The following is a 26,188-nucleotide window of genomic DNA, read 5'->3' as shown; positions in this document are numbered from 1 at the left end:
GAGTTAAGAAAGTCTACAAGGCCGATTTTTGCAGGATCCAGGCCGCTGCCTGTTCGCCGCTGCGCAGGGATCCCTCGATGCTGCTCTGGTGAGTGTACTCTCCAGCCCAGAGAAGGCCTGGCAGGCCGCTATGGGTGGGAACCAAATGCTGCTGGAAGCCAGGCGGCTGCAAAAACTGGGCAAAAGGGATGCGATACACCCGCAGCAGGCGCAACTGTTTCAAAGGGGCTTTGGGAAAATAGACCTGCAGCTCGGCCCGACAGGTTTGGGCCAGCTCCTCGTCGCTTAAGGGGGGATCCCCCAATACCGTCACCGAATAGAGGTGTTGGCCAGGAGGAGCTAGTGCCGGGCTGATGCGGGTGAGCTGAACCCAGTGGTTGATCCAGCCTTGGCCGCTGGCGTTGAGGTACAAGTAGGCGCCGCGGGCCAGAGAAAAGGGAGCGCAGAAGTAGAGGCAGGTAACCGACCGTCCCTGGGTGGGGATGGGCATAGCGGCATGGGGACAGAGCTCTGCTTGCCAGGCCCGCGCCTGAGGGGCCTCGGTGGCGCAGACTACCCACTCGGCAGGGATCTCCTCTCCGCCGGCGGTGCGGATCCCGCGCACTCTCCCTTCCTCGACCAGGATGCGCTCCACCGGGGTTTGGTAGCGGATCTGCTCTGGGGAAAGGTAGCTGGCCAGTTGGCGGGCAAGTTCTCCCATGCCCAGCGCTGGGGTGACAATGGCCCCCTCGGCCATCATCTTGAAATAGAACGCCAAGAGACGGGCACTGCTGGCCAGCTCTGGATCCAGAAGAATGCCGCGGAAAAAGGGGTAGAAGAAGTGCTGGCAGATCTTGGCGGAGAACCCGTACCCCTCTAGGAACTCTCGCACCGAGCCATCGGATCCCCCCAGCCCTTCCTGGAAGACCTGCTCCGGCGTGCGCTGCGCCAGCTCCGCTCGCAACTGCAGCACCTTGAGCTTGTCCCCAAAGCTAGCCAGGGGGTTGAATAGGGAAGGGACGAGGCTGGCTGGATCCCGCAGCGGATCCCCTAACAGCCAGCAGCGACTGGATCGGGCCAGGATAGCTCCCGGACGGTAGGGGCAGGGGTCAAGTCTGCTCAGATCCAGATGCCGCCGCACCTGAGGGTAGGCCGTAAACAGCACCTGAAAGCCGCGATCCAGGCGAAAGCCCTCCACCTCGTCGGTGCGCACCCGGCCCCCGGGGCCGTCGCTTTTTTCCAAAACTAGGACATCCCTCCACCCCGCCTGACTCAGCACCTTGGCGCAGGTTAAGCCGGCCAGCCCCGCCCCGATAACCACTACTTTGCCCATGCTCTGCCGGGATCCTTTCTCGCCCACGTATTCTAGCTGCCTCCTTCTCTCACCTGAGCCGTCCAGCCACCCCGGGAAATCCACTACACTGAGTAAAGCTGGTAGTACAAGCCAGCCTGCGTCCATCCCTTCGTTTGCCGAGCTGTTCTCCAGGCTGGCTGCCGCTGTGCCCTATGGCTTCTGTCAACCCAACCTTGCCCATTCAGTGGATCGATGCCGATTCGGGAGAGGTGGTAGACGAATGCCCCTGGGAAACCAGCCCCCATCCGGGCACCTACGTTCAACTAGCCGAGCAGCACTACCTGGTTTTAGAAAAGCGCCACTCCTACCAGTTGCGGCAGGGCAAATATCACCTCTGTGGCATCCGCGCCCTCATTCGCCCAGTGAGCCCACCCCCTGAAGCAGGCCAGTTTTTGGGGGATCCCTCCTGTCGCTTCAATGCCCGCTCGCCCCTGTTGCGCTGCGCCGTTAACCCCAGTGGGCCCTGCCAGGGTTGCCCGCACTACGAGCCGGTGCCACGGCGTTAGCCCTCTAACTCAAGCGCTAGCACTTTGGTGAGAGCGCGGCTGGTGTTTTCCCGAAACTCCGCTACGCTCACCCGGCCCAGCAGATACACTGCCAGCAACATCACCCCCGCCTCCACTCCAAAGACGGTGGCATAGGCCAGCACCGAGGAAGTGGGGAAAAGTAGCCGCCCCAGATCGAGCAAAGCGCCGCCAATGAGGGTAGAAAGCGCCTGCGACATCGCCTGGGCCAAGCCCCACGCGCCGATGAAGGTGCCGGCGGTTTCTGCTGCTGTCAAATCCAACATTAGGCTAATGGCGCCGTTGGTGGTGATCCCTGAGGCTAAGCCGAACAGGATCATACATAGCTGCAGCAGCTGCGGCTTGCCTGTAAACCCTGCGGCAATGGTCAGCCCAAAAGAAAGGGCCACCAGCAGGCAGCCCAAGCGGGCAGTCGTCTGCTTGCCCAGCCTAGGCACGATGAGAAAGCCAGTCACCACAATCCCTACCAAGACGCCTATGCTCCAAAAGGCGTTGAGCTGGGTGCTCTGGGCTACCGTCATGCCAAACACCTCGCCGCCATAGGGCTCGAGAACCGGCTGTTGGATGAACAGGCCCATGGTCATCAGGGCCAAAAAGCTGAAGAAGATCAGGGTTTGGCGGCTGGCGGTGAGCACCTTGAGGGCCGTGCCCAGGGTAATCTGATCCTCCCGCCCGGCCAAGGTGGAACGGGATCCATAGCGGGAATAGCGCTTTTCTACCCCCCAGGTAGCGATGACCCCCAGCAGGATCACCACGGCAGGAATGACGATAAAGAGGCGGTTAATCGTACTCTGGAGGTTCTCTAGATCCAGGCCGCGCAGCAGCACCGCCGAGCCAATCGCCCCCCCAGCAATGCCCACCATCAACATGGACCAGACGATCCCCACCAACTGGGAGCGGTTGTGCTCATCGGAAACGTCCACCAGCAGCGCCGCAAAGGGCGTGGAGCAGGCACTGAGGCAAAGCCCGTAAAGAGCAAACATGAAGGCGGCCAGAGCAATCCAGCCATAGGTGGCCAGCGACCAGCCACTTCTAGCAAAGCTCTGCCCCAAACCCCACACCACCTGCACCGCCAAAAAGATGCACAGGGCAAAGAGCACCGATCCCAGGCGTACATAGCCGCTGCGGTGCGTCCCAAACAAAGGCTTGGCATCGGAAAGCTGCCCAAACCAGACGCGGGCCGGAGACACCAACTGGTGCATGGCCAGGGATCCCCCTGCTACCGTGGCCGGGATGGCCAAGAGATCGGGGTCAATCATGACCCGGTTGAGCACCCCCAGCGTCAGCAGCGACATCATCCCCAAGCCCATCTGAAATAGGCCCAAGCGAAACATGACGTGCAACGGCAAGGAGGGGATTGCCGGCTGGGGGTTTTGGGCAAGAGCCGAAGCAGCCGACAAGTTGACCTCAGGATCCCGTTGAAGATTGGCCATGATCTGGGAAAGTTGGCAGGAGCGCTACAATTTCTATCATGGTAGCCCAGGTGGCTTGGGATCCCGGCAGAGGCATTAGGGCTGCCGAACGTGAATAAGGGAGGTCAGGTTAAATCCAGTCCTACAAAGCCACCGACAATGGTGCGATCTTCGCCGACGATGTAACCCAAATTACCGCCAGATTGCCCGCGTCTATCGAGAAGCCGACTCCGTGGGCAGCTTGGCGATCCAGCCAGAGAGGGGCCGCCCAACCGAGTACGACCGCGACGCAGAGACAGAGCGTCCCTTTCCCTTTCCTTGGTGGCCGCGACACTAGCTTGCTGGTTGCCGCTGCTTTTGGTAGCGCACAAGCAAGTCGCCAAATCTTCCCGCCTCAGAGTTTCTCTACTACACTGACAACTGACTTGGTGCTAAGCAAACGTGCCTTCGAGCTGCTGCGCTTGGCAGAGTTAGCCTTTGCCCAGACAACGAACCCAACCTCGATCGGGTTTGGGACCAAGGTGTCTGTCATAGCCAGCTTGCCCCCAAACCGGTGGGGATCTTTTCCGGCAACCCTATGGCTGAGGCAGTTCCAGTTCGGCGCTACGACCTGTTTGTGCAAGCTTCACGGCTACTGCAGCGCTACCGGCAGTTGACGCCGGAACTGCGTCCAGTAGGGCTGGAGGTAGCTCTGGCTATCCAGTACCATCGCGCCCAGGCCGGATCGGGATCCCTTGTGCCGCCGGTGGGATCTCCCCATGGCCTGCCCCTGGAGCAGGTGGCCCAGCGCATTTGTGACCCGTTTTACACCAAAACCCACCCTCTCTTACCTACGCTGCCAGAGACAGGGGAGCCCCTGGTGTGGCCCCTGTTTAACCAAGGGGAAAATGGCCTTGTTCGGCCTCTGGCGCCAAGCAAAGTGGGGGGCAAATTGGTCGAACGCCGCTGGCTCAAAGCCTGCAACAGCCAGGAAGGCATTGGTTGTCATGCCCTGGCCGCCCACTTGTGGCAGGACGAGCGTTTTTTAGCAGCAGACCGGGATCTGTGTCCCTTTCGCCTCTACGACGGGCGCTACCCCCTAAGCGTGGATCAAGGGCGGCAAACCTGTGGCTTCGACGACCATCCCTGTGGTTGGCAGCCCGGCCACCCCAAAATGCTGCAGGTGGTGGGCAAAGGCAGACAGGCCGAGATCCTGCTTCCCCACTGGACTGACGCGATGTGGGCCATGCTTATCCCGCCCCATCGCCCTCTACCCATCTATCCTCTCCTGGTAATGCTCTACTTTGGCCAGGAGACTCTGCAAAAGGGTCGGGATCGCCTTTCTGTGGAACAGTTCCGTCTAGATTTTCAGTTTAGCCACTCCCAACTCAAGCTGTTGTTTGACACCCACCCGGAACACCCTCTCAACCGCCCTCTGCTTGCCCTGGCTGCGCAGCCGGAGGTGGAGTGGGGAGCCGTCGAGCTGTTGCCCTCTGTGCCACCCCTCTTGCACCAACCTGCAGGGGGTAGGGTGGTTTTGGATCCCGATGAGCCGCCCCAGTTTTGTAGCAGTGGTATCCCCTCTTCTGCCGGGACAGACCCGCTGATGGCAGAGCGCCGCCGCCGGCGTCAGTTGGAGCGCAGCGAGCGCCACAACGAAATCTTGCACCAGTTTCGCCGCTGGTTCCGTCTGGCTGGCTTGGAAGTGCGCGAAGACCAGCACACCTTTGACTTCTTAGCGGTTGCAGACGGGCAGCTGCTTTTGGCCGAGGTGAAATTGCTACACCACAAAGATGCAGCAGAGGTCATGCAGGAGGTGGTGGGGCAGTTGCTCTACTACGAGCGTTTTGCCCTCACGCCTTGGCTAGAACAGGGATTTTCCGTCCAAAAAGCCGCCGTTTTTGACGGGCCGCCGCCGGATCCTTACATCCGCTTCCTTGAGGACCTGGGGATTGCCACCTACTGGATCAACGAGCAGCAGATGATCGATGGGCCGGAAAGCTCGCTGCGGCTGCTGCGCCAGATGGAAGTGCGGGTACGGCCGGATCCCGAGTTGGGAGACTAGGCCAACGCATCTTTCCTAGGACTAGCTACTGCCAACAGAGACAGGCCAAAGGGCAGGGGGAACTTGGGGATCAAATAGGCTTCTGCAGCAAAGATCTCAGCTAAAAGCCAGTTGACCCAGGGCAAGGGCATCTTCAGATCCTGACTCTCCCTGAGGCGTAGGCCCTTTTGGGCTAGGCGGATCCCTGCTGCCAATGGAAAGAGAAAGCTGTTGAAAAAGGTAAAGATATAAGTTTCCAAGCCGACGCTTTTAAGTAGGGAGCGAAGTTGTTCCGGCGTGTAGCGTCTCTTGTGGCGATTGAGTTCGTCGTGGGTACTCCATAGCCAGGGGTAGGCCGGTACCGTAATCACCATGTAGCCAGAGGGCTTTAGCCTCTTGGTAAGGGCTTCCAGAGCCGCTTTGTCTTCCTCCAAATGCTCTAGGACGTCCAGCAGAGCAATCAAATCAAATTGTTGAGAACCAAAAGGGATCCGATGCGGCAATTCCCCTTCGGCCACAACTCCAATTCCACGGGCCCGAGCAATAGGCAATGCTATCTCGCTTCTTTCCACTGCGAAGACCTGGCCAAATTGAGACAACATTTCCAGGTTGCCACCGCTGCCACAGCCGACTTCCAAAATACAAGCTGCGGGAGGAAGAGGGATCCTTGCAATAACCCGGCTGAGAATGCGACGGCGGCCCAGAAACCACCAATGCCGATCTTCTAGGCTCGCCATTTGTTCATAAGCTTTGGGATCCATAAACCCCTAGCCAAAAGGCGAGGTTAAAGCTCAGGGGATTCTAAGCCTTGACTCTAGGCTTTGTAGGGCGTTCTCATCCAATTTCTAAGGAGATAACCTAGCCTTGCCCCAGCGGCTTTTGCGGTACCACGCCGCAATGTGCGGGCACCACGCTTCAAAGTGGGGCCAAATCAGGTCGCACAACTCCCGAATTTCGCGCTGCGCATCTGCCTTGGCACGTAGATCCAAAAAATGCATCAAACTACGGCAGTTAAAACTCACCACGAAGTGCTGCCGAATGCCGTAGCCTAAAACGCAGCGAGCATCCTCAGGCGGTACACCGCACTCGGTTACCAAGCGGCGGTAGGCGGCCACTTGGCTGCGGTATTGCTCTAGCACAATGCCCAGCGCTTCTGGGGAGATGGGGCAAACTCCCTCGCGGGTCTTGGCCTGCCCCTCCTTGATGTTGGCGGGGACATAGAACACCTGCTCCAGTTGGTCAGGGCTGGGATCGGATCCCAGTTCCAGAAGCTGCTTCCCAGTGTACCGAAACGACTGCACATCGAACGACACCCCAATACGGTGCGTGCGCGCCTGCTGCACCACTAAGTGCGGAAAATACCCCACAGCAAACGTAATCTGCGGATGCTCCAAAGGCCCATAATGCCCACGGTCACCCTCCAATAGGTGCCGCACCACCGCCTCACCGTAATTGGCCGGGACGCGACTGGCAGCCGCGACGTACTCCGCACTGTAGTCCTGGTGCATCGCCAGCCAGATCACCCGCTCGGGATCTGGGGTTTGGCTGAGCACCTCCACCCGGAATAGGGTATCCACTGTTACTTCCCGAAGTGTAGGAGGAAGACACCTAGAGAAGGCGACGAGCCCGCGTTTCTTCCGCTATCACCCCACTCAAGCTTGGATTGCTACGCAGCAACCCTGCCACATAAAGGGTATAGACTTTGCCTGCCTCCAATTGCAGGTCAAAGCGTTGCAGGGGGATCCTGGGAGCGACGGTGAACACCTGGACTTGGGTAAAGCCGGGGCGCATCGCCTGAAAGGTAGAAGCCTGCCCAAAGGCCAACTGGGGTATCAGCACTCGTCCCCGCTCCCCTTGCCATTGCAGAGGGGGCGCGTCGGGGGCAGCGTGGACAAACCGCACCAGGGCCTGATCGAACAGGGGGTTAATATTGTCTTCTAGTACCAAGGCCGTCACGCGATTGGGCTCGTCAGCAGCCACCACTGAGAACACCCCCCCACCTCTAAAGTTGGCCACCGTTTTGGCCACCACCTGAGAAGCCGAGGACGTCTCGGGCGTTGCAAGCAACAGGATGTCGTACTCTCCTGTCGGCAAGCGGGTATACTCGCTCACCGAGCCATAGGCTACACTGCGCGCTACCTTGACGCCCCCCACTTCCAAGTCAAGGGGAGGGGTATTGGGGGCCACATGTACTAGGCGCACCTGAACCTCGGCGACCCCTGCAGCGGCTATGGGGATGGCACAGCCGGACAAAAGCACCGGCATCCAGGCGCCACCCACTAGGCAAAGCACTGCGCGCGCCCACTGTTGCGCAATTTTCATCGCTCACTCCCACTCCTCACACCCAACGTTCATTCGGAGATCGAGCTGCTGAATTCTCCAAAAGGGCATTTTCGCTCCCCGAAGGGATCCCATCCTGCTGACGCCAAAGAACCTGCTTTTGTCTTACTCCACCTTGGCGCCCAATGCCATAAGCTGGCTAGGACTTGCCCGACTCCCTAGATTGGGATCCCAGCGCTGGGATCGGGGACGGCTAGTGGAGAAGAGCGGCGGCTGAAGAGCCGGAAATAGGTGCTGACGGCCAACTCTTTCAGCGGGAAAAGTAGGTAGGTGAGGGGGTTGATGGTGACGATGATGTTGCGGCAGTCGCGTTTGGCCTGGGCCAGGATTTGGGCGGCCACCCAATCCCCCGACATAACTCCAATCGGGTTGAGCTGGCTCTTGAAAGGGCCAAGGATAAGCTTGCGCACCACGCAGGGAGCATCGAGACGGCGCAGGGTCACCAGGTCGCCCAGGGCCCGTTTGGAGAGCTCGTAGAGGGGGCTAAAAGCAGGGCTGGCCTCGGCTTCGGAGGTGTTCACCCAGACCTCTTTGGTGGCCATTTCCCGATTGCTGCGCACCGTCTGGAAAAATAGCTCCATCAGGCGCCATGCCGAGAAGGTGTTGACGGCATAGGACTGGCGAACCGATTCGGGATCCCGTTGCCTATGGACGTTTAGGCCGTGGTTGATTACCAGGATATCGACCTCCTCCAGGAGCTCGGCCAGGGATCCCTCCTGCCCCACCTGCCAGCGAACAGTCGGCACCGGCTGGAGTTGTCCGTCCACTTCGATGGAAACCGAATCCGCATGGGAGCTGAGGGCGATGACTTGGGCCCCATGGCGGGAAAAGTGCTTCAAGAGGGCCCGGCCCAGGGTGCCAGAGGCGCCAGTGATGGCCACGCGCTTGCCTTTAAAGGAGAGACTGCTGCCCATGATCCGATCCAGCAAGGTTAGGGTGCCGCAGAAGTAGGCGTTGGTGTCGTCAAAGTGGTGCCGCCAGTGGTAGGCGCGGTTGACATGCCACTGGCTGGGAGGAGTAGGGAAAGGCCCCGGCTGGTGGGTAATATCCGTTTGCAGAGCTAGCCCGCAGCCCCGCAGCAGGCCAGCAGCCAAGAAACTGGCCGAGTAGACCACTCCCACCGCCGCTGCCAGGCCGTACAGCCAGGATCCCTGTCCCAACAGCACCACCCAGGGGATCCCAGCCAGAAGCATCGTCGCCGCTTCCGGGACGTCGTGGTGCCACTGGGATTCCCGGTATAACTTTGGGTCTACCACGCTGAGATCGGGGCGAAACAGGCGGTGGTGCAGGGTGTGTTTGGGCATCAGCCAGGGCCACTGGTGAGCTAGCCAATGGCGCACATCCCGCACAATCTCGGCCCAAAGCACAGAAGCCAGGGCCACAGCCCCGACCCCCAGCCACTGGGCTACGCTGCTAACCTCCATAGGGCTTTGCTGGCAGTAGCCGAACCATCCTGAGCTCGCCGTCGCCTCTTTGCATCAGCGACCCCTAGGAAGAATCATCGCAAAGAGGCCATCCCAATCGCAATCAAGACGGCAGACGGGATCCTCAAGGGGTTCTGGGCGAGAGCTCGCGGATCTCAACCGTATCTCCAACTTGCAAGCCCAAGGCCGCTGCCGTCCCGCCACGGAACTCCAGCACGCTGTCCACTAGCTGGCTGGGGGGAGGCCCATAGGTGGGGCAGGGCAGGGCGGGACAGCCGGGCACATTGGCGGCGATGTACACCACCCGGCCTTGGTGGAGAAAGATAATGTCCAGGTTCAGCGGTGTGTTGAACATCCAGAAGGCAACCGGCTGGGGTGGGTCGAAGGGGAACCACATGCCGCGATTGGGCGGCAAATCGGTGCGGAACATCAGGCCCAGCCGCTGTTGCTCAGGGGTGCGAGCCACTTCCAGATCAAAGCGCCGACCGGCAAGGGTTACTTCTGCTTCCACGGGCAGGTGCTGGGGCTCTCCTTTGGCGGGGGCAGCGTTGGCAACAGCTGCCGTCCCCTGGGCTTCCAAGGATGAGGAGGCACATCCCAGCAGCAGCAGAGCCAGGCCCAAGGCAATCCCGCCCACGGGGACAACCTGGTAGGAGCGCCGACCCCTCTGTGACTGCCAACTCATCCGCTCTGAGAGACCTACGAAACGCTAACAAACACTCCCATGATCCATGACTGGTAGCAGGCTCAACGCCTACCGCGCCGCCAGAGGGATCTCCACAGCCCTCACCTCCCGTCGAGCTGACAGTGGTTGCTCCTTGCCCTGGATAGAGCCCACAGGCTAGAGACGGAGCCAACTTTAGCCCAGGCAAAATGCCTAGAAAAAAGGCACCTGCCAGCTTACTGGCTTAGCTAGTCCACGTCAAGGCAGAAGGTGCGTTGGCGAAATTGCACATTGTGCCACAAGGTAGCGAATTGTCCGGCAACTCCGCACCGCTGTCGCGAACGAGGACTAGAGGAAAACCCTCAAGAAGAAGGCAAACCCAATAAAGGTCAAGCTAGGGGTTCTTGACGATGTAGGTAGCCTTGGCGTCTGGACCAAAGCTGATGACATCTCCCGACTTAAGCTGGTGGGTAGAGACTTTCTGGCCGTTGATCAACAGGCCGTTGGTGCTGGGCCGGCCCTCCAGATCCCCGTCCAGTATGCGATAGGAGTATTCTCCCTCCTTTTCAGCAGGGATGCGCAACAGCATGGCATGGTGGCGGGAGGCGTACTGAGAGTTAAGACAGATATCGTTGGCCAGGTCGCGACCGATGAAGTACTTTGCAGCCGTCAGCACCTGCGTGCGGCGTCCATCTCGATCTTCCACGATGAGAAGATGCTGCTGAGCACTTGGAGGAGAAGGCACGGGGTCTACCATAGATCCTCAGGATCCTTCCGCTGCAACTGGCAGGGCCTACCATACACTATACCCGCCTCTGAACTGGCGAAGTTGAGCCTAGGATCAGTCGGGCAAACTTTGCAGCAACGGACCAACCCAGCCAGGGAAGAGAGTGTAGGCTGCTACTGCCCACTGGGCCATGCCGACGACCACTTCTGACTTGGAGTGGCAGACAGCCTCCCAGATGGCTGCGGCCACATCTTCCGGCTGGCTAACCCAAAAGCTCTCCAGGGCCTGCTGCATTCGCTGCCGTGCCCTGCTTGGGTGGGTCAAGTTGTCCTCTCCCGGCTCCTCGAGAAAAATGGCCCGCTTGAGAAAGTTGCTGTTGACCAGGCCCGGATGGACACCGATGACCTGGATGCCGTGGGGTTGCAGCTCTAGACGCAGCGCCTCCGTCAGCCCGCTAACTGCATACTTGCTGGCACAATAGGCAGCCATCTGAGGCAGGGGCATTTTGCCACCTATAGAGCCGACGTTGACAATCTGGCCTCTTTTACGCTTCAGCATGTCGGGGAGCACTGCCCGGATGGTGTGCAAATAGCCCCAGAAGTTAACTGCCATCAGCGCCTGCCAGTGTTCCAACGTCGTCTGCAGGAAAGGGCCACTCAGACAGATGCCGGCGTTGTTGATCAGGCAGTCGATGCGACCATAGCGCTCCAGGGTAGCCTCGACCAGCTTTTGCACCTGATCCGGCTGCGTCACATCGGTAGGGACGGCCAATACTTCCGCATTGAGGCTTTGCTCCAGCTCGATAGCTGTTTGCTTCAGAGTTTCGGCCGTGCGGGCAGCCAGCGCCAGGCGGTAGCCACCGCGGGCAAAGGTAAAGGCAGTTGCCCTGCCGATACCCTCGGAAGCGCCTGTAATTAAAACAACATCGCCCATCTTGCTGCTTTAGCAACTGAAGGGGAGCGCAGGGCTCCCTGTTTCTGTTGTAGCCTCTCCCGCACCTGCGAAGCCCTTGATAGGCTTAAACTACGGAAACTACGGAACGCCAGTGAAGAGGAGGGCTATGGCCTCCACCCACTCGTTTGATATTGTCAGCGACTTCAACCGGCAGGAGTTGGTGAATGCGCTAGACCAGGTTCAGCGGGAGGTTAAGCAGCGCTACGACCTCAAGGATACCCAGACGGAAATTAAGCTGGAGGAGGGATCCCTGACCATCACCACCGCCAGCGAGATGGCTCTCAACTCCATTCGGGATCTTCTCCTAGCCAAAGCAGCTAAGCGGGGCCTCTCCCTGAAGATCTTCGACTTTCAAGCTCCGGAAAGTGCCGCTGGCAACCGGGTGCGTCAGGTAGTTCGCCTCAAAAGAGGCATTGACCCGGCGTTGGCCAAGCAGATTGCCAAGCAAATCCGCGACAACTTCAAGAAGGTGCAGCCTTCGATTCAGGGAGATCTGGTGCGGGTTTTCGGCAAAGACAAAGATGAGCTGCAGGCGGTAATTCAAATGCTCAAGCAGCAGGATTACCCGGTGGCACTGCAGTTTGTCAATTACCGGTAGCAGGGCAACAGTCCCAGTTCGCGTAGCCCCTTGGCTCTAGGCTTTTTGGGAGCTAGCCCCCAGAGAAGACCAGAATCCTTTACCATAGGTAGGTAGTGATCTCCATCTCCAACTGCAGCTCTACCGCGCCGGTATGTACACCATTTCTGAGTTCGATCGCCTGATCCAGTTTCTCCCGGTGGAGATCCGACCTGAGGTGCAGATCGAGATTGGATCCCCTGACCAGTCTCGGGTTGTGCAGCCGCTCTGGCGCTTCCCCTGGCAGAAGTACACCCGCTTTGCCATCGACCTTAGCCGTTGGCAGAAGCTGAGCCCTGATCAACAGAAGATCTACTTTTTGCGGGAAGCCGTGATGGCCACCGAGCTGGCCTTGGGAGACAACTGGTCGGCGCTGTTGCTGTATCCTGCTCTCATTGGAGCGGGCACAATGGGCATCCTGGTGGAGCTGCAGATGGGGGACAACCTTGGCGTGGCTCTGGCCGCTGGTTTGGCGGCGTCAGCGGTGTTCCTTTTGCGCAAAGCGGAGAAAGGCCAGAAGGCCCAGGTGGCAGCCGACGAGTTTGCCGTGCGCTATGCCTCCCAGAATGGCTACACGTCCGAACAGGCAGCTTCCATTTTGCTAAGTGCGCTGCAGCAGGTGGCTATTCTAGAAGATCGCGTTAAAACTGACTACGACACCACCATGCGCCACCGCAACCTGGAGTTTTTGGCGCAGCGAGGCCTGGGAGCTGGCACCCTGACCATCAACCCCAAGTACCGCAACAAGGGGCAAAGCTCCAGCCCGAATCCTTTCCAAAACCCTTTCCAGCGCTGAGGCCTCAGGGCACACGCAGTTCCCCTTCCACCTCAAGGCGGGTGTAGGGACCAGTGGAGAGGAAGCGCTCCCCTAGCATTTCAGCAGCAGCAGGCTGAATCCAGCCCATACGCTGCAGCAGGTGCAAAGCCAAGGCATATTTGGCCCGCGCTGCCCCATCCTGGACCTTGATGGCCAGGCCCATCCCCTCTCCGACGCGTCCAATGCACTGGATCCCCTCGGCGCCGGACTTGCTGACCAGCTCGCCTTGGGCAGCTCGCATCAACTCGGTGTCGAAACATCCCTCGCCCGCCACCATTTCCGGACAGTGGGTCATGGCGCGGACAATGGCTTCCAGCTCAGGCCGCTCTCCTGCAGTTAGTTGAGCATACAGGTAAGCTAGCTGGTTAAGTTGCAACTGGTAGGTGGGCACGCCGCAGTCATCGCGGGCAAATAAAAACTCTTCCGAGGGCATTTGCAACAAATCGGCCAACTTAGCCCGCACCAGAGCCTGAACGGGGTGTTGCCGCTGGGCGTAGTCCTGCAAAGTCCAGTTCTGGGCGCGGCTTGCTAGCAGCATGCCAGCGTGCTTGCCGGAGCAGTTGTGGCACAGTGGGCTAGGCTTGCCGGGTGGGGTGGGGCAGACCAGCAGCTCGGGGGAAAGATCAGCGCGCCAGAGCATGCTGAACACTTGCCGCGCATGGGCCGTAGTGCCCTGATGGGAGGCGCACATGATGGCGATGTCTTTCTCGCCAAGCCGATAGCGCTCGCGGATGCCCGTGGAGAGCATGGCCAGCGCCTGAAAGGGCTTGAGGGCAGAGCGGGCAAAGACGGGTGTGGTGCTTTTGCCGGCTACGGCCAGGGAGCGCCCGCGGCTATCGGCCACCACGGCTTGGCAATAATGGGTAGATTCGGTCAAGCCTTCCCGCAAAACGTGGATCAGCAGTTCGGGGGCAGTGGAGCGGTTCTCAAATGACATGAAACCCTGGGAAAGGGCCGGCGAGTCTAGAAAAGGGGCGTGTACATTATCTCAAATCATACGTCCAGATCTGGCGCGAAACCTTGCCAGTAGGGAGCAAAATGGAACAAGTGCGTCTGGATCCCTAAGCTCTGTCATGTCTTCACCTCCCCTGGTGTTTTTGGTCTGTCACGGCAGCCGGGATCCCGATTATCAGCAGGCTTTGGCAGATTTGTTGGCCCGGGTGCGGCAGCAGCTGGCTCCCCAGCCGGTGGAGCTGGCCCAGTTGGAAGGTCAGCCTCTCACCCTGGCCGAACAGATTCAAGGACGGCTGGCAGCTTGGCTGGGCGCAGGCCGATCTCCCGATCAAGTGGTGCTGCTGTCGCTGTTTATGGGCGAGGGATCCCATGTGGAAGAGGATTTGCCGGCTGCGGTGAAGCAGGTTCAAGCTCGCTGGCCGCGCCTGCCCATCCGGTTAACACCCCCCATTGGCCAGCACCCGGCCCTCCTGGATCTGTTGGTGGCTCGCATTCTGGCTCCACAGCCCTCTTGCTCTGCAACGCTCAGGCAATCCGGCGAACGGGCAGATGCCTGGATTGTGCTTGGCCATGGCAGCCGTCTGCCGGGGTTTGCCGCCCAGCTCCAAGCAGGGATCCAAACTGTGCAACGGCGCTTGCCCGAGATCCCCTTGCATGTGGCTTTTGCTGCCCAGTCCCCCACCTTAGAAGCGGTCGTGATCCATTGCTTGCGCCTTAGCCAGTGCCGTCTACGGGTGCTGCCGTTTTTTCTCTTTCCAGGCGGTCTGCTGCGCGCCCTACAAGAACAGGCTCAGCGATTACAGCGGGAATGGCCTCTGCTCCAAATCCAGGTGGAGCCACCCCTCTGGCGCGATCCTCAACTGCTGCAGGCCATTGTTGAGACGGTGCGGACGGCCTGTTCTCGCTAGATTGGCTGGTCAAAGCCGTCTTGCTTAAGCAAGATGGATCTTTCCAAGAGGCTGTTGGGAGACAAGATGGGCAAAGTGTATCTGGTGGGGGCAGGGCCCGGAGATCCGGGCTTGCTGACCGTTAAGGGCAAGACCCTGCTTGCCCATGCGGATGTAGTCATCTACGATGCCCTGGTGGGATCCCCCATCTTGGATCTGATCCCCCCCACAGCAGAGCGCATCTATGCTGGCAAACAGCGGGGGGCTCACACCTTGCCCCAGGATCAGATCACGGCCCTGTTGATTGAAAAAGCGCAGACACGAGCTGTGGTGGTGCGGCTCAAGGGCGGGGATCCTTTCATCTTCGGCCGGGGGGGCGAGGAGATGCTGGCCCTAGTCCAGGCGGGGATCCCCGTGGAAGTGGTGCCCGGGGTTACTGCAGGCATTGCCGCCAGCGCCTATGCCGGGATCCCTCTCACCCATCGGGAGTTCAGCTCCTCAGTTGCCTTTGTTACCGGCCATGAGGCGGCAGGGAAATACCGCCCCCGAGTCAACTGGCGCGCCTTGGCAGGAGCGGTGGAAACGCTGGTGATCTACATGGGGATCCACAACCTCGGCCATATTGCCGCTGAACTGTTGGCTGGGGGGAAAGCTCCCGATACGCCGGTGGCCTTGATCCGCTGGGGTACCACCCCAGAGCAGGAGGTTCACCTGCTGCGTTTGGACAGCCTGGTTGTGCAGCCGCCGCCGGTGTTGCCCCCGGCCATTGTGGTTGTCGGAGCGGTAGTTACTCTTGCCAACTTCTTGCCTGCCTTGCGTCCACTAGATCCCTTGCCAGCAGGGTCTTCATGAAGGCTTTTTTGCGCAAACTGGCTGCCCTCTGCTCCGCCTACTACGCCTATATGCTGGAGTACCGGGCGGAACTCCTTTTGTGGGCGCTGGCTGGATCTCTGCCTCTGATCATGATGGGGCTCTGGAGCGAGGCTGCTCGCGCAGGGAACTTCTCGCTCTCTTCCCTGGAGTTCATCCGCTATTTCCTAGCGGTGTTCCTGGTGCGCCAGTTTAGCATCATCTGGGTCATCTGGGACTTTGAGCAGGAGGTGGTCGAGGGCAAGTTGTCTCCCCGCCTACTACAGCCTCTGGATCCCGCCTGGCACCACGTGGCCAGCCACCTGATGGAACGCCTCGCCCGCCTCCCCTTTACTGTGGCTTTAATTGCCCTCTTTTTCCTACTCTATCCCCGCGCTTTTTGGATCCCCTCTTGGCAACAAGTGGCGCTGGGATCCTTGGCTATTCTCTTGGCTTTTGCCCTGCGTTTTCTTATGCAGTACACGCTGGCGCTGCTGGCCTTTTGGGTAGAGAGGATATCAGCCCTGGAGCAATTTCACTTTTTGGTGTACTTGTTCCTCTCGGGGGTGATCGCCCCCTTAGAAGTGTTTCCGCCAGCGGTGCGCCAGGTCTTAGGCTGGACGCCCTTTCCCTACTTGGTGCATTTTCCCGCCAGTCTCTGGGTAGGGCTCCCCCAGGACATCCTGCGCGGCTTTGCCATGGGCCTGGCCTGGCTGGGGCTATTTTGGCTGGTCAACCGTTGGCTCTGGTGGAAGGGTCTGCAGCGCTACTCGGGAATGGGGGCTTAAGAACTGCCTTGAGCCGCCGCAGCTATTATCATGGGCTAGGGATCTCCAGCTTGGCTGCCAGTCTTCGGCTCCCCCTCAGGTCATCATGAAGCGCGTCCTAGTCGTAGATGACGATCCCATTTCCCTCAAGGTTCTGAGCCGCCATCTCAGCCAGCATGGCTATCGGGTTCGCACAGCCACTTCCGGCAGAGAAGGATTGCGCCTGTTTGCTGAAGAGCAGCCGGATGTGGTGGTGTCAGATGTGGTGATGCCGGAAATGAATGGTTTCGAGTTCTGCCGGCAGCTACGCCAACAGCGAGGCGGCGAGCTTGTTCCTTTTATCTTTCTCTCTTCCCGTGGCGAACTGGGCGACCGCATTCAGGGGTATGAGTGGGGAGCCGACGACTACATCATCAAGCCCTTTGAGCCCCTGGAATTGGTGGCCAAGATTGAGGCGCAGATTGAACGATCCCGCCGCACGCAATTGGAGATCCTCCGTCTCATCCGGCAGCAGAACTCCGCTAAGGCTGATGTTGCCCCTCGCCCCCGCTTGGAGGAGCTCAACCTAACCCCTGCCGAAGAGCGGGTGTTCCGGGAGGTTATCCAGGGCTACACCAACAAGCAGATTGGCGAAAGGCTATGCATTAGCCCGCGCACTGTCCAGACCCACTTGACCAATATTCTCAGCAAGCTTTCTCTGGAAAACCGCTCCCAGCTGGTGCGCTTTGCCTATGAGCAGGGCTACGTTTCCCGAGAGGAAGGAGGCAACAAAAGGATCCCTCCCTCAGGCCAAATGAAGTCTTAAAACAGCAGGCGTGGCCCTACGCACTCGACATGGGATCCGATCCCTGCCCAGGCGGACAAAGGCCTCGTAGCGGTGGCAGCCCGAGAAGCTGTAGTACTTTCCCTCCACCTCTAAAACCTCAATTGGCTCCTGCAGGCCTATTTCCTGGATGGAAGCCATCAGCGCCTGCACCTTCCCCGGATCCGTCTGCCGCGGCAGCGGACGGCGAATCTGAGCCAGGGGAATCTCGCGAATCTCCACCATGGTGGGTCTCTTCTCAGTTCGGCTTCTTCATCATACTCGTTATGAGTTTATCTTGTCAGCCCTTGGCGGAGGGATAGACTCTGAGAGCAAGGCATGGCAGGATAGCACCAGCCTGGACTTATGAGTTGCGCTGGAAGCTAAGCCATATGTGGCAACTCCTCAAAGTTCTGTGGGGAAAGGTTGCGGCTCAGGTTCCCTCTGCCCCATCCAAGATGCCGCCAGATCTGCTTGGCAAAGTGCCGGTTCAGCAGCCTTCTCCCCAGAAGGCCCCTGCTGCGGAGACTACCCCCAAGCCTACTTGGGAAGCTGCTGCCCCCAAGGTCATGGCAGCCCAGCGGGTTGAGGAACCCAGGGAGTTGCTGAGATCCCCCGACGCGGAGGCAGGAGAATCCGGCATCGGCCCAGCTCAACCTACCTCCACAGCCAAAAGCATCAGCAATCTTTGGGGCATGGGCGATAGCGGATCCCGGATTTCCCGCATTGCTGCCGCCAGCAACAGTAGCCTTGCTGTCAGCTCTATTGCCAGGGCTGCTGGGCCGATAATAGATAGGTAATGCTGGGGGTTCCAAGCATGCTGGAGATAGTCTTTAACGCAGCCAACTGGTTTGCGCTACCTTTCTGGGCCCTGATGATCCTGTTGCCGGGTTGGAGGGTAACCCGCAGGGTGATGGAATCGCTCTTGCCCATTGCCCTTTTGGCAGCAGTCTATCTCTACCTTCTGCTTAGCGGGTTTAGCGCAGCGACTCTTAGGGAGTTTTTCAATCCCCAGCTATCTCTGAGCAATCTAACAGCTCTATTCAGCCAGCCCTCGGTGATGGCGACGGGGTGGGTTCACTACATCGCCATGGATTTGTTTGTAGGACGATGGATCTTCCTGGAGGGGTGGGAAAAGCGGGTTTGGACAACCCATTCCCTGCTGCTGTGCTTGTTTGCCGGGCCAGTGGGCTTGCTCTCCCATTTGCTTACGGTGGCAGTTGTTCAGGCACGCCGGCAAAACCGGTCGGGGGGAAGGACTCAAGAGACAGAAGTGCCGCAAGAGTTGGCTAACTCCTAGGGATAGGGTCCATCGAAAGGGATCCAGGCTCGCATAGCAAGAGGAAGTCCTAAGAGGCTAGGATCAGGGGTAGGAGCCCTCGGCCTTGAGGCCAGAGGAACTGCTTGATGAGGAGTGGAGGCGTAGCTTGGTTTTTGCGTCCTCAGCGGTGGCTGTGGAGCGGCCTTGGAGCAGCAGCCCTTGTGGCCCTCACGGCTGGGGCTAGCTGGGCACGGCTTTTGTTGGAAGTGCGCATGACCCTGGGCCTGCCCATTAGCCCTAACTACTGGTACATGGTGGCCCTTAGCCGAGCCGGTAGCCCTGGTCCCACTGCCAACCTGGTAGATCCCAATGTCCGGGTCGGGCCCAACGAGTACACCTTTGTGCGTGACTGGGACTACCTGATTCGGGTTACCCCCCTCAACGAGGAGGCCGTTTTGCAAGCTACCATCCAGCGCTTTGGTGAGCAGGAGCGAGAGTTTGCCGTTGGCTTTAACCAAGTGCGGGTGGAGCGCGTTAACCGGGACCGCGACACCCTTAGGTTTCGGATTGACCTTTCGGAGCTCCAAGGTCTGGACGGGCAAAACCAGGATATCCAGGTGGCTTTGCTCACTGCCCGCGCCCCTTTTCGCGTGGCTCCTGAAGAGACCAATCTAGCCATTGATGCCACCCGCGGCGAACTGCCCAACTACTATCGCCTTAGTCTCTCCAACCAGCGGCAGGTGGTTGTCGACGATCCCCAGCGCCAAGAGACCATGCGCCGCAGCCGTGAGTTACTCCAGCAAAGTGGATCTGGAAGCGGCCTCGCCCGCGAGCTCATTGAGGGAGGAGCCCTGGAGATTTTGGCTGCCAACATCCTCACCTTTGAGCTACGCCTTCTTTCCTCCTCCAGTTTCTAGAGAGAAACTTTAATCTATCCAGGTGGCCTCTGGCTTTGGCCTGAGAATGAGAGCAGGGGGACTGCCGTGGTGCAGGCAAGATGGGAGCACTTTGAACACATGGCTGACATTGGTGTCCGCGGCTATGGGGCAACGCCGGAGGAAGCCTTTGCCCAGGCAGCTTTGGCCCTGACTGCGGTGGTCACTAGCGTGGATGAAGTAGCTCCCAGAGAACACCTAGAGATCGAGCTAGGAAATGCAGGCGATCTGGAACTGTTGTTGGTGGATTTCCTGAACGCAGTGATCTACGAGATGGCCGTCAGAGGCATGCTCTTTGGAAAAGTCGAAGTGCACCTGGCAAAAGAGCATCTCAAGGCCAGCCTGTGGGGGGAAAGAGTTGACCATGCCAAGCACCGACCGGCGGTAGAAGTTAAGGGGGCAACTTACACGGAACTCAAGGTAGCCCGAGAGGGTGAGCTTTGGGTGGCCCAGTGCGTGGTGGACGTGTAAGGGGAGGCAACCTATGGATATCAAGAAACTCGAGCGTGTGGATGAGACAGTCTGGCGCATTCCTCCAAAAGGCAGAATGCGTGTCCCGGTCTTGATCTTTGCCGACGAGGAGTTAATCCGGGAAATGGACGACAAAGTGGCCGAGCAGGCCAGCAACGTGACCACCTTGCCAGGGATCGTTGGAGCCTGCTACGTGATGCCAGACGCCCACTGGGGCTATGGCTTTCCCATCGGTGGGGTGGCGGCCTTTGATGCGGAAGAAGGGGGGGTGATTTCCGCCGGCGGCGTGGGATTTGACATCTCCTGCGGCGTGAGAACCTTGCGAACCGGGCTAAAGCGCGAGGAAGTGGAGGAGATGGCAGAGCCCCTAGCCAATGCCCTGTACGCGAGCGTACCGGTAGGGCTCGGCAGCCGCAGCAAGATCTCCTTGAGCGACAAAGAGATGGAAGCTATGCTCGAAGGCGGAGCAGAATGGGCTGTTGCTCAGGGCTACGGCAAGAAAGAGGATCTGGAGCGCATCGAAGAACATGGCCGCATGCGCGGAGCAATGCCGAGCGAAGTCTCCGCCTACGCCCGTGAGCGCCAGCGGCGCGAGATGGGAACCCTCGGTTCGGGTAACCACTACCTCGAAGTCCAAGTTGTTGACGAGATCTACGATCCCGAGATTGCCAAAGGCTTTGGCCTTAAGTCGGGGGAAGTGGTGATTACTATCCACTGCGGCTCCCGTGGCTTGGGTCACCAGATCGGCACTGAGTACTTGAAGAAGATGCAACAGGCGGCTAAAGAACACGGCATAGAGCTACCTGATCGCGAGCTGGCCTGTGCGCCCTTGAAGTCCAAAGTGGGGCAAAGCTACCTGGGAGCAATGCGGGCGGCAACCAACTGCGCTTTGGCTAACCGCCAGATCATCACCCACTGGGTGCGCGAGGTGTTCGCTGAGCTTTTCCCCAAAGCTGAACTCGACCTTATTTACGACGTCTCCCACAACACCTGTAAGGAGGAAACCCACGAGATAGAGGGGAAAAAGCGCCGCCTGTTCGTTCACCGCAAAGGGGCAACGCGCGCTTTTGGGCCTGGCCACCCAGAGCTTCCTCAAGCTTTTCGCTCTATCGGTCAGCCCGTCATCATCGGTGGCTCCATGGGCACGGCTTCCTACATTCTGGTCGGCACCGCGCAAGGGGAGGCCCTTTCCCTCTCCTCAGCCTGCCACGGCGCTGGGAGGGCGATGAGTCGCAACCAGGCCCTCAAAGCCTGGACAGGGCAGGAGATTATCGAACAACTGAGACGGCGCGGCGTCATCGTGCGCAGTCCCTCTTTGCGGGGGGTAGCTGAAGAAGCGCCCCAGGCCTACAAAAACGTCGACAAAGTGGTGCGCGCTGCCGATCAAGCCAAGATTGCGAAACTTGTAGCGCGCTTAAAGCCAATTCTGTGTATCAAAGGCTAGCTATTTGCTGAAAGGGGAAGCTATTTTTGGGGGCTTAATGCCCTTTTTTTGTTGCTTCCAAGTGATGCTTTGCTGCGTTTGTGAGTTATTCCCCAAGCTGTGCTTGCCCAAGCGCGAATGCCTTAGGAAAGGGTTAGTGTGTACTTGCCCTCTTCTTTGCATTTCCCTATACTGACCTTCATGTCTCGACACTCCAGGTGCTCTATGACTGCGAGTTACCTACCCTTGGCCCAGACTTTTCTGCCCCGTTCTTCTCGCATTCGCGATCTACTGCTGGTGGTGGGAGGGAGCCTATTCGTAGCAGCTCTGGCGCAGGTGAGGATCCCTCTGCCTTTTACACCGGTGCCCATCACTGGACAAACCTTTGGGGTAATGCTGGTGGGAGCAGGCTTTGGGGCCAGGCTGGGCTTTCTCGCCTTGCTGCTGTACCTGCTGGAGGGGCTCTTGGGATTGCCCTTCTTCAGCGGCGGCGGCTCTGGGCTCAGCCACCTAGCGGGGGCAACAGGAGGCTACCTGCTGGCTTTTCCCTTGGCCGCAGGGCTGATGGGCTGGTTTGTGGAGCGCTGGGGGGTAGATCGCAGTCCCTGGAAGATGGCAGCGGCAATGCTCTCCTGCTCGGCTTTGATCTACGCTCTGGGAGCTACTTGGCTGGGGGTGTGGCTGAACGAGAATGTTGGACCTACCTCCGCCTTGGCGGTGCTCAGCAAGGGGGTGTTTCCCTTCATTCCCGGGGATCTATTGAAGTGTGCGCTGGCCGCAGCCCTGCTGCCCACCACTTGGCGCTGGCTAGGGCGGGGGAAGTCGGCAGCCGATCCCAAGTCACCCTCCCCCTAGGAGCAGAATCTAAAAAAAAGATGATGTTTGCTGGGACCGAGTTTTTTTTCTGGGATCCTAGTACTTGATCAAAGCGGTGTTCAAAGCCACCCATTAATGGAGCGCGTCTTTATATTGCTCTAGAGCTTTGTAGGTCGCTGGCCGGTCGCGACATGCCCCCGTTGGGGGCCCTTTTTATTGGCCCTACAACGTTGAAGGGCACGCTAGCTTAGGTTTTAACAGGTACCTTTTTCTCCAGCCACTCGGCCACTTGGTTAGCCAGATCAACTCCCTGCAACTGACTGATCTCCCGCAACATGGTTGGGCTAGTAACGTTAACCTCCGTCAGCCGCTCGCCAATCACGTCAATGCCTACAAAATAGAGTTTCTCCTGGCGCAGTACTGGCGCCAAGGCTGCGCAGAGAGCCCGTTCCTTTTCGGTAATCTCAGTTTTCTCCACCCGACCCCCAGCAGCCACATTGCCCCGGAAATCTTCCTCGCTGGGGACGCGGTTGACTGCACCTAAAGGTTCTCCCTCTAGCAACAAAATGCGCTTATCTCCCGCTGCTGCCTGGGGCAAATACTCTTGCACCATCACGGGCAGCCGGCCAAATTGAGTGCTCAGCTCGATGAGGGAATTGAGGTTGGGATCCCCGGCAGTGAGCCGTAGGATTCCTTCTCCACCTTTGCCGCCCAGAGGCTTAAGCACTGCCTGCCCCACCTGCTCGACAAATTGGCGGAGCAAGGCCTTATTGCTGCTAACACAGGTGCGCGGGATCCACTCCTTAAATTGCAGGGCGTAGAGCTTTTCGTTGGCCGAGCGGATGCCAGCGGGATGGTTGAGCACTAGGGTACGGCTGGGAGGGAGGTGATCCAAGAGGTAGGTGGCATAGAGATAGGCCGTATCCACCGGCGGATCCTTGCGCATCCATACCGCCTGCATATGACTCAAGGGCACTAGGCGCCGTTCTTTGACCTCATACCAGGGATCTGCCTTTAGATCCAGCACGATTTCGGATACCGACCCCCACGTTTCCCCTTGATCCCAGTAGAGATCGCCCAATTCCAGACAGAAAACGCGGTGTCCTCGTCGCTGTAGCGCCTCCATCAGGGCAATGCTGGTGTCGTGGTTTACCTGCAACTGGGACAGCGGATCGACGATAAAGGCTACCTGCATGGGTGGTTAGGGTTCGCAAACAAAAGGCTGCCCCGAGTATGCAATAAATCTGAGCGAATTCAGCAGGGCTGGCTTTGTTAACATCCTCTTAACCTCAGCAAGCGGCGCAAACGCTAGCTTGGTAATTAGCCCTCCGTCCTCAGCTAGGTTAGTTGGTGAGGAACGTCCCACCCGTGAATGCTCCTTCTTCTCAACCCTTGGAGCCGGTTCGCATTGAAACTACGCGGGATCTGCTGGAAGCCCTGCGGCAGGGACGTTCCCTTGTGGGTGCCAACCTCGAAGGCGCTTACCTTTCGCGGGGCCTGTTCGACCGCATTCGGATGCCCAAGGCCAACTTGACGCGGGCCAACCTGCGCTCGCTCAGCATGCAGCAGGCGGATCTGCGGCTGTGCAACTTTCGCCGCGCCGAGATGGAGCGGGCCAATTTTGCCGCCTCAGATCTGCGGGGCTCCAGCTTTAGCCAGGCTCTGGGGGACTATAGCAACTTCACCGCTGCCAAGCTGGACAAAAGTAGCTTTCAGGAGGGCCATTTCAGCCACTCCATCTTTCGCGAGGCCAGCTTGGTGGCTGCCAACCTAACGGGAGGCAACTTTTTTGCCGCTGACTTTCGCCAAGCCAACCTATTTCGCTGCAACCTCTCGCAGGCAGTCCTAGCTTGTTGTCAGTTGCAACAGGCTAACTTCGACCAAGCCCTCTTGGTGGGAGCCAACCTGCAAGAAGCCCAAATCGAAGGGGCCAGCTTTGTCGGCGCCGACTTTACCGACGCCAAGCTCTCCGAGGAAATGCGCAAGTTCTTGATTGAGCACGCCAGCGGCACCAACGAGCTGACTCAGCGGGACACTCTCACCACGCTGCTGGCAGGGCTAAAACCTAAGTCGCGCAAGCTGTTTGGGCTGCTGTAGGCTGTTGCCGGTACAAATCCTAGGTCGGCCTAGGGGCCTAGTTCTGTAGAGGTCGGAATCCCAAGCCTTAAAATTGGTTGAGGTCGATGCCAGCCTCGCGGGCCATAGCTCCTAGCCCTTTGGTCTTAAGGGTTTTCAGGGCCTTGGTGGAGACACGCAGACGAACGAACCGCTTACCTTCTTCCCACCAGATGCGCTTCCACTGCAGGTTTACTTCCTGCAAGCGCTTGGTGCGTCGGTGAGAGTGGGAGATGGCAAAGGCGTTGTTGCGCTTTTTGTTGGTCAGTTGGCAGCGACGTGCCATAGGAGGCAAGCAACTCAGCGCCGCTATTGTATAGCGCCTTTCCGCTGGGCAGCAAGTTGGGCTTGCAACTGGGCTAGCTCTGCCCTCAATTGGGCAAAGGTTTGTTGGCAGTGGTTGACGCTTCTCAAGGGCAGCTCTTCGTTTTTGGCAATGCAAGTTATCTGAACAGGCCCGTCGGGGCCTTGGCCGGTGCGATCCACCAACACTTCCACGGTTACCAGCTTGGTGTAGGGGTTTTTTCCGGGGGGCTCGCCAGCCACCCAGTAGTCAGGACTGTGGTGGAGGATGGTGAGCTGGCAACGCTCCAGAAGGGCGCGGATGGCTTCGCTCAACTGCTCGGCCGAGCCCGTAAGCTGGGCAGTGCAAGAATATCGAGCCATAGGACGGCAAGTCACCACGGCTATCCTACCATCAAGTCTTTGGCTCCTGCAGCCAAAGGCAAGCAAAATTGGGCTCGAGAGTACTCTGCTCCGGCTCTGCCAGTTCTAACTGGGAGAAAATGAACTGGGCTAAAAAAACATAAGGAGCCCCTTCCAGAGCTCTCGCCGGGGAAGTTGCGATGTCTAGGGTTTCCCCTCTAGCCCCTTCTCTCTTGCTGCTGGGATCCCTTGCTCTAGCTTGGACAGGCGTGGCTTCTGCCCAAGCGCGGCCTTTTCAACCGGGCGATCTGGATGGGGATGGCCGTTTGACGGTGCAGGATCGTAACCTGTTGGGGGCCTATTTGCGGGGAGAGCAGGGGTTGACCGACAACCAGATCCTGGCTGCCGATGTCGATCAGGACGGGCGGATTACGGAAGCCGATTGGCAGGTTCTGCAGCAGCGCCTTCAGACAGCTACGGAAGCTCCCACCGGACAGGTGCAGTTGGATTCTGCCTACTCTGGGCAGGTGGTGGACCGCCTCACAGGGCAGCCCTTGGCTGGGGTGGAGGTAGCCATCCCAGGGGCAGGGATTGCAGTGCGCACCGATGCCCAGGGGCGGTTTCGCCTGCCAGGGCCGCTGCCGGCAGAAGAGATTTTGGTGGCGCGGCTGGAGAACTATTTGCCCTATTCCCAGAGCACAGGCAACGGACAGATCGGCCGGGATCGGCCTCTGCAGTTGCAGTTGGAGCGCTGGGATCCCAACACTACGCTGGTGCTGGAGGCCAATGTCATTCGCCTCGGCGATAACCGGTATTCGCCTGAGTCGGCGGCTGCCGGCCAGTTTCTGGGGCCTGCCCAAGCGGTAGAGATGACCCGCTCCTTCACCTTGGAACGCCTGCCGCCTCGCCCACCGGTTTTGCGGATTGGATCCCTGATTGGGTTGGATACTGCCGCTGCCTATCGGGCTGGCCAATCTCGGATCCCCACCGCCGATATGTCCCCTCTACAAGTCCTTCTGAATGGGGTGGAAGTTGAGCAACTTCAGCTAGGAGGAGACGACCTGCGCATCCCTCTGCCGCTACAGCACTTGCGCCTAGGTTCAAACACCGTAACGCTGCGCACTGGCAAAACTTGGGTTCAGACAGGCGGGATCGTCAGCGGCCCCCGTGTCAGTATTCCTCTTTTTGGTGGATCCCTGCAAATTCTACTGCCGCTAGGAGGTAACCCCCTCAGCCAGCAGGGTGGAGCGTGGGTGGATTACGACGATGTGCAGTTAGCCAACGTCACGATTGAGCTCCGCAACTAACCTAACTTGCGCTGGCTAGGGATCCTGGCCAAAGCCCTTCCGAAAGGGCAGATGGCCTGCTGTTACCTCTGCCCCAGCACCTATGGAGAGGATTCCCAACATTTGCGGGTGCGTTATGTCAG

The 26,188-nt window shown here is 59.0% G+C and carries 30 protein-coding genes; 16 read left to right on the top strand and 14 right to left on the bottom strand.

Features of this window, described 5'->3' with window-relative positions; genetic code table 11:
- Nucleotides 1–13: 13 nt before the first annotated feature.
- Nucleotides 14–1,339, bottom strand: coding sequence for an FAD-dependent oxidoreductase (locus tag NW833_RS03645; RefSeq protein ID WP_414411577.1), 1,326 nt, complete (start codon nucleotides 1,337–1,339; stop codon nucleotides 14–16).
- A gap of 146 nt (nucleotides 1,340–1,485) precedes the next feature.
- On the opposite strand from NW833_RS03645, the gene NW833_RS03640 reads away from it, so the two are divergent.
- Entirely contained in the window at nucleotides 1,486–1,839 is a 354-nt protein-coding gene (locus NW833_RS03640; protein WP_414395426.1) for a DUF6464 family protein, read from the top strand.
- On the opposite strand, the gene NW833_RS03635 is transcribed toward NW833_RS03640, so the two are convergent.
- Nucleotides 1,836–3,290: a BCD family MFS transporter gene (locus tag NW833_RS03635; protein ID WP_414411576.1), complete on the bottom strand. Its 1,455-nt coding sequence runs from the start codon at nucleotides 3,288–3,290 to the stop codon at nucleotides 1,836–1,838. The two genes, NW833_RS03640 and NW833_RS03635, sit on opposite strands and share 4 nt — an antisense overlap.
- Nucleotides 3,291–3,846: 556 nt before the next feature.
- Between NW833_RS03635 and NW833_RS03630 the strand changes: the two genes are divergently transcribed.
- Complete coding sequence (locus NW833_RS03630) at nucleotides 3,847–5,313, top strand: hypothetical protein (protein ID WP_414411575.1); 1,467 nt, start codon at nucleotides 3,847–3,849, stop codon at nucleotides 5,311–5,313.
- Here NW833_RS03630 and NW833_RS03625 read toward each other — a convergent pair.
- The 7 genes from NW833_RS03625 to NW833_RS03595 all read right to left on the bottom strand — a co-directional run bounded on the left by NW833_RS03625 (nucleotide 5,310) and on the right by NW833_RS03595 (nucleotide 11,380).
- The gene (locus NW833_RS03625) at nucleotides 5,310–6,029 is read right to left on the bottom strand and encodes a class I SAM-dependent methyltransferase (protein ID WP_414411574.1); all 720 of its coding nucleotides are present in this window, start codon (nucleotides 6,027–6,029) and stop codon (nucleotides 5,310–5,312) included. The two genes, NW833_RS03630 and NW833_RS03625, sit on opposite strands and share 4 nt — an antisense overlap.
- 108 nt (nucleotides 6,030–6,137) lie before the next feature.
- Entirely contained in the window at nucleotides 6,138–6,869 is a 732-nt protein-coding gene (gene thyX / locus NW833_RS03620) for an FAD-dependent thymidylate synthase (RefSeq protein WP_414411573.1), read from the bottom strand.
- Between the two features lie 31 nt (nucleotides 6,870–6,900).
- The gene (locus tag NW833_RS03615) at nucleotides 6,901–7,614 is read right to left on the bottom strand and encodes a DUF4397 domain-containing protein (protein WP_414411572.1); all 714 of its coding nucleotides are present in this window, start codon (nucleotides 7,612–7,614) and stop codon (nucleotides 6,901–6,903) included.
- 176 nt (nucleotides 7,615–7,790) lie between these two features.
- Complete coding sequence (locus NW833_RS03610) at nucleotides 7,791–9,056, bottom strand: bifunctional sterol desaturase/short chain dehydrogenase (RefSeq protein ID WP_414411571.1); 1,266 nt, start codon at nucleotides 9,054–9,056, stop codon at nucleotides 7,791–7,793.
- A gap of 124 nt (nucleotides 9,057–9,180) precedes the next feature.
- The gene (locus NW833_RS03605) at nucleotides 9,181–9,741 is read right to left on the bottom strand and encodes a DUF192 domain-containing protein (protein WP_414411570.1); all 561 of its coding nucleotides are present in this window, start codon (nucleotides 9,739–9,741) and stop codon (nucleotides 9,181–9,183) included.
- A 373-nt stretch (nucleotides 9,742–10,114) separates the two neighbouring features.
- A complete protein-coding gene (locus NW833_RS03600; RefSeq protein WP_414395404.1) occupies nucleotides 10,115–10,477 on the bottom strand; it encodes an FHA domain-containing protein in 363 nt (120 codons plus the stop codon).
- Between the two features lie 84 nt (nucleotides 10,478–10,561).
- A complete protein-coding gene (locus tag NW833_RS03595; RefSeq protein ID WP_414395402.1) occupies nucleotides 10,562–11,380 on the bottom strand; it encodes an SDR family oxidoreductase in 819 nt (272 codons plus the stop codon).
- Nucleotides 11,381–11,507: 127 nt separating this feature from the next.
- Here NW833_RS03595 and NW833_RS03590 point away from each other — a divergent pair, with 127 nt between their 5' ends.
- Together NW833_RS03590 and NW833_RS03585 are read left to right on the top strand one after the other, a co-directional pair.
- Entirely contained in the window at nucleotides 11,508–11,999 is a 492-nt protein-coding gene (locus NW833_RS03590) for a YajQ family cyclic di-GMP-binding protein (RefSeq protein ID WP_414395400.1), read from the top strand.
- A gap of 133 nt (nucleotides 12,000–12,132) precedes the next feature.
- Nucleotides 12,133–12,813 carry a DUF3318 domain-containing protein gene (locus NW833_RS03585; protein WP_414395397.1) on the top strand — a complete coding sequence of 227 codons (681 nt, stop codon included), beginning with the start codon at nucleotides 12,133–12,135 and terminating at the stop codon, nucleotides 12,811–12,813.
- A gap of 4 nt (nucleotides 12,814–12,817) precedes the next feature.
- Here NW833_RS03585 and NW833_RS03580 read toward each other — a convergent pair whose 3' ends face one another.
- Nucleotides 12,818–13,771: an asparaginase gene (locus NW833_RS03580; RefSeq protein WP_414411569.1), complete on the bottom strand. Its 954-nt coding sequence runs from the start codon at nucleotides 13,769–13,771 to the stop codon at nucleotides 12,818–12,820.
- A 136-nt stretch (nucleotides 13,772–13,907) separates the two neighbouring features.
- Between NW833_RS03580 and NW833_RS03575 the strand changes: the two genes are divergently transcribed.
- From NW833_RS03575 to NW833_RS03560, 4 genes are all read left to right on the top strand, one after another.
- A complete protein-coding gene (locus NW833_RS03575; protein WP_414411568.1) occupies nucleotides 13,908–14,696 on the top strand; it encodes a sirohydrochlorin chelatase in 789 nt (262 codons plus the stop codon).
- 66 nt (nucleotides 14,697–14,762) lie between these two features.
- Nucleotides 14,763–15,527, top strand: coding sequence for a uroporphyrinogen-III C-methyltransferase (gene cobA / locus NW833_RS03570; protein WP_414411567.1), 765 nt, complete (start codon nucleotides 14,763–14,765; stop codon nucleotides 15,525–15,527).
- On the top strand, nucleotides 15,524–16,312 hold the full coding sequence (locus tag NW833_RS03565) for an ABC transporter permease (RefSeq protein ID WP_414395383.1): 789 nt from the start codon (nucleotides 15,524–15,526) through the stop codon (nucleotides 16,310–16,312). The genes cobA and NW833_RS03565 overlap by 4 nt, the downstream gene beginning before the upstream one ends.
- A gap of 85 nt (nucleotides 16,313–16,397) precedes the next feature.
- Entirely contained in the window at nucleotides 16,398–17,096 is a 699-nt protein-coding gene (locus NW833_RS03560) for a response regulator transcription factor (RefSeq protein WP_414395381.1), read from the top strand.
- On the opposite strand, the gene NW833_RS03555 is transcribed toward NW833_RS03560, so the two are convergent.
- Nucleotides 17,076–17,339, bottom strand: coding sequence for a sulfiredoxin (locus tag NW833_RS03555; protein ID WP_414395378.1), 264 nt, complete (start codon nucleotides 17,337–17,339; stop codon nucleotides 17,076–17,078). The genes NW833_RS03560 and NW833_RS03555 overlap by 21 nt on opposite strands.
- Nucleotides 17,340–17,551: 212 nt before the next feature.
- On the opposite strand from NW833_RS03555, the gene NW833_RS03550 reads away from it, so the two are divergent.
- The 6 genes from NW833_RS03550 to NW833_RS03525 all read left to right on the top strand — a co-directional run bounded on the left by NW833_RS03550 (nucleotide 17,552) and on the right by NW833_RS03525 (nucleotide 22,038).
- The gene (locus tag NW833_RS03550) at nucleotides 17,552–17,893 is read left to right on the top strand and encodes a hypothetical protein (protein WP_414411566.1); all 342 of its coding nucleotides are present in this window, start codon (nucleotides 17,552–17,554) and stop codon (nucleotides 17,891–17,893) included.
- A gap of 17 nt (nucleotides 17,894–17,910) precedes the next feature.
- Nucleotides 17,911–18,393: an ABA4-like family protein gene (locus NW833_RS03545; protein WP_414411565.1), complete on the top strand. Its 483-nt coding sequence runs from the start codon at nucleotides 17,911–17,913 to the stop codon at nucleotides 18,391–18,393.
- Between the two features lie 107 nt (nucleotides 18,394–18,500).
- Nucleotides 18,501–19,271 (top strand): hypothetical protein, encoded by a 771-nt coding sequence (locus NW833_RS03540; RefSeq protein ID WP_414411564.1) that lies wholly within the window; start codon nucleotides 18,501–18,503, stop codon nucleotides 19,269–19,271.
- 66 nt (nucleotides 19,272–19,337) lie between these two features.
- A complete protein-coding gene (locus NW833_RS03535) occupies nucleotides 19,338–19,760 on the top strand; it encodes an archease (RefSeq protein WP_414331239.1) in 423 nt (140 codons plus the stop codon).
- 13 nt (nucleotides 19,761–19,773) lie between these two features.
- On the top strand, nucleotides 19,774–21,204 hold the full coding sequence (locus tag NW833_RS03530) for an RtcB family protein (protein WP_414395366.1): 1,431 nt from the start codon (nucleotides 19,774–19,776) through the stop codon (nucleotides 21,202–21,204).
- 204 nt (nucleotides 21,205–21,408) lie between these two features.
- Entirely contained in the window at nucleotides 21,409–22,038 is a 630-nt protein-coding gene (locus tag NW833_RS03525; protein ID WP_414411563.1) for a biotin transporter BioY, read from the top strand.
- A gap of 208 nt (nucleotides 22,039–22,246) precedes the next feature.
- Here the strand turns inward: NW833_RS03525 and gshB are convergent, their stop codons facing one another.
- Entirely contained in the window at nucleotides 22,247–23,194 is a 948-nt protein-coding gene (gene gshB / locus NW833_RS03520) for a glutathione synthase (protein ID WP_414405096.1), read from the bottom strand.
- 173 nt (nucleotides 23,195–23,367) lie between these two features.
- Between gshB and NW833_RS03515 the strand changes: the two genes are divergently transcribed.
- The gene (locus NW833_RS03515) at nucleotides 23,368–24,096 is read left to right on the top strand and encodes a pentapeptide repeat-containing protein (RefSeq protein WP_414411562.1); all 729 of its coding nucleotides are present in this window, start codon (nucleotides 23,368–23,370) and stop codon (nucleotides 24,094–24,096) included.
- A gap of 67 nt (nucleotides 24,097–24,163) precedes the next feature.
- Here NW833_RS03515 and rpmB read toward each other — a convergent pair whose 3' ends face one another.
- Entirely contained in the window at nucleotides 24,164–24,400 is a 237-nt protein-coding gene (gene rpmB / locus NW833_RS03510) for a 50S ribosomal protein L28 (RefSeq protein WP_414395357.1), read from the bottom strand.
- A gap of 23 nt (nucleotides 24,401–24,423) precedes the next feature.
- Nucleotides 24,424–24,780 carry a hypothetical protein gene (locus tag NW833_RS03505; RefSeq protein WP_414405094.1) on the bottom strand — a complete coding sequence of 119 codons (357 nt, stop codon included), beginning with the start codon at nucleotides 24,778–24,780 and terminating at the stop codon, nucleotides 24,424–24,426.
- 179 nt (nucleotides 24,781–24,959) lie between these two features.
- Between NW833_RS03505 and NW833_RS03500 the strand changes: the two genes are divergently transcribed.
- Entirely contained in the window at nucleotides 24,960–26,066 is a 1,107-nt protein-coding gene (locus NW833_RS03500; protein WP_414411561.1) for a dockerin type I domain-containing protein, read from the top strand.
- Nucleotides 26,067–26,188 lie beyond the last annotated feature (122 nt).

Source organism: Synechococcus sp. O70.1 (assembly GCF_047462215.1).
GTDB lineage: Bacteria > Cyanobacteriota > Cyanobacteriia > Thermostichales > Thermostichaceae > Thermostichus.
This window is presented reverse-complemented; position numbering and strand designations above follow the sequence as displayed.

Bases quoted from the DNA above. Each gene is read 5' to 3' on its own strand.
- NW833_RS03640 (WP_414395426.1), top strand. From the start codon at position 1,486: ATGGCTTCTGTCAACCCAACCTTGCCCATTCAGTGGATCGATGCCGAT.
- NW833_RS03635 (WP_414411576.1), bottom strand. From the start codon at position 3,290: ATGGCCAATCTTCAACGGGATCCTGAGGTCAACTTGTCGGCTGCTTCG.
- NW833_RS03630 (WP_414411575.1), top strand. From the start codon at position 3,847: ATGGCTGAGGCAGTTCCAGTTCGGCGCTACGACCTGTTTGTGCAAGCT.
- NW833_RS03625 (WP_414411574.1), bottom strand. From the start codon at position 6,029: ATGGCGAGCCTAGAAGATCGGCATTGGTGGTTTCTGGGCCGCCGTCGC.
- NW833_RS03615 (WP_414411572.1), bottom strand. From the start codon at position 7,614: ATGAAAATTGCGCAACAGTGGGCGCGCGCAGTGCTTTGCCTAGTGGGT.
- NW833_RS03610 (WP_414411571.1), bottom strand. From the start codon at position 9,056: ATGGAGGTTAGCAGCGTAGCCCAGTGGCTGGGGGTCGGGGCTGTGGCC.
- NW833_RS03605 (WP_414411570.1), bottom strand. From the start codon at position 9,741: ATGAGTTGGCAGTCACAGAGGGGTCGGCGCTCCTACCAGGTTGTCCCC.
- NW833_RS03600 (WP_414395404.1), bottom strand. From the start codon at position 10,477: ATGGTAGACCCCGTGCCTTCTCCTCCAAGTGCTCAGCAGCATCTTCTC.
- NW833_RS03595 (WP_414395402.1), bottom strand. From the start codon at position 11,380: ATGGGCGATGTTGTTTTAATTACAGGCGCTTCCGAGGGTATCGGCAGG.
- NW833_RS03590 (WP_414395400.1), top strand. From the start codon at position 11,508: ATGGCCTCCACCCACTCGTTTGATATTGTCAGCGACTTCAACCGGCAG.
- NW833_RS03585 (WP_414395397.1), top strand. From the start codon at position 12,133: ATGTACACCATTTCTGAGTTCGATCGCCTGATCCAGTTTCTCCCGGTG.
- NW833_RS03580 (WP_414411569.1), bottom strand. From the start codon at position 13,771: ATGTCATTTGAGAACCGCTCCACTGCCCCCGAACTGCTGATCCACGTT.
- NW833_RS03575 (WP_414411568.1), top strand. From the start codon at position 13,908: ATGTCTTCACCTCCCCTGGTGTTTTTGGTCTGTCACGGCAGCCGGGAT.
- cobA (WP_414411567.1), top strand. From the start codon at position 14,763: ATGGGCAAAGTGTATCTGGTGGGGGCAGGGCCCGGAGATCCGGGCTTG.
- NW833_RS03565 (WP_414395383.1), top strand. From the start codon at position 15,524: ATGAAGGCTTTTTTGCGCAAACTGGCTGCCCTCTGCTCCGCCTACTAC.
- NW833_RS03560 (WP_414395381.1), top strand. From the start codon at position 16,398: ATGAAGCGCGTCCTAGTCGTAGATGACGATCCCATTTCCCTCAAGGTT.
- NW833_RS03555 (WP_414395378.1), bottom strand. From the start codon at position 17,339: ATGGTGGAGATTCGCGAGATTCCCCTGGCTCAGATTCGCCGTCCGCTG.
- NW833_RS03550 (WP_414411566.1), top strand. From the start codon at position 17,552: ATGCCGCCAGATCTGCTTGGCAAAGTGCCGGTTCAGCAGCCTTCTCCC.
- NW833_RS03545 (WP_414411565.1), top strand. From the start codon at position 17,911: ATGCTGGAGATAGTCTTTAACGCAGCCAACTGGTTTGCGCTACCTTTC.
- NW833_RS03540 (WP_414411564.1), top strand. From the start codon at position 18,501: ATGAGGAGTGGAGGCGTAGCTTGGTTTTTGCGTCCTCAGCGGTGGCTG.
- NW833_RS03530 (WP_414395366.1), top strand. From the start codon at position 19,774: ATGGATATCAAGAAACTCGAGCGTGTGGATGAGACAGTCTGGCGCATT.
- NW833_RS03525 (WP_414411563.1), top strand. From the start codon at position 21,409: ATGACTGCGAGTTACCTACCCTTGGCCCAGACTTTTCTGCCCCGTTCT.
- gshB (WP_414405096.1), bottom strand. From the start codon at position 23,194: ATGCAGGTAGCCTTTATCGTCGATCCGCTGTCCCAGTTGCAGGTAAAC.
- rpmB (WP_414395357.1), bottom strand. From the start codon at position 24,400: ATGGCACGTCGCTGCCAACTGACCAACAAAAAGCGCAACAACGCCTTT.
- NW833_RS03505 (WP_414405094.1), bottom strand. From the start codon at position 24,780: ATGGCTCGATATTCTTGCACTGCCCAGCTTACGGGCTCGGCCGAGCAG.
- NW833_RS03500 (WP_414411561.1), top strand. From the start codon at position 24,960: ATGTCTAGGGTTTCCCCTCTAGCCCCTTCTCTCTTGCTGCTGGGATCC.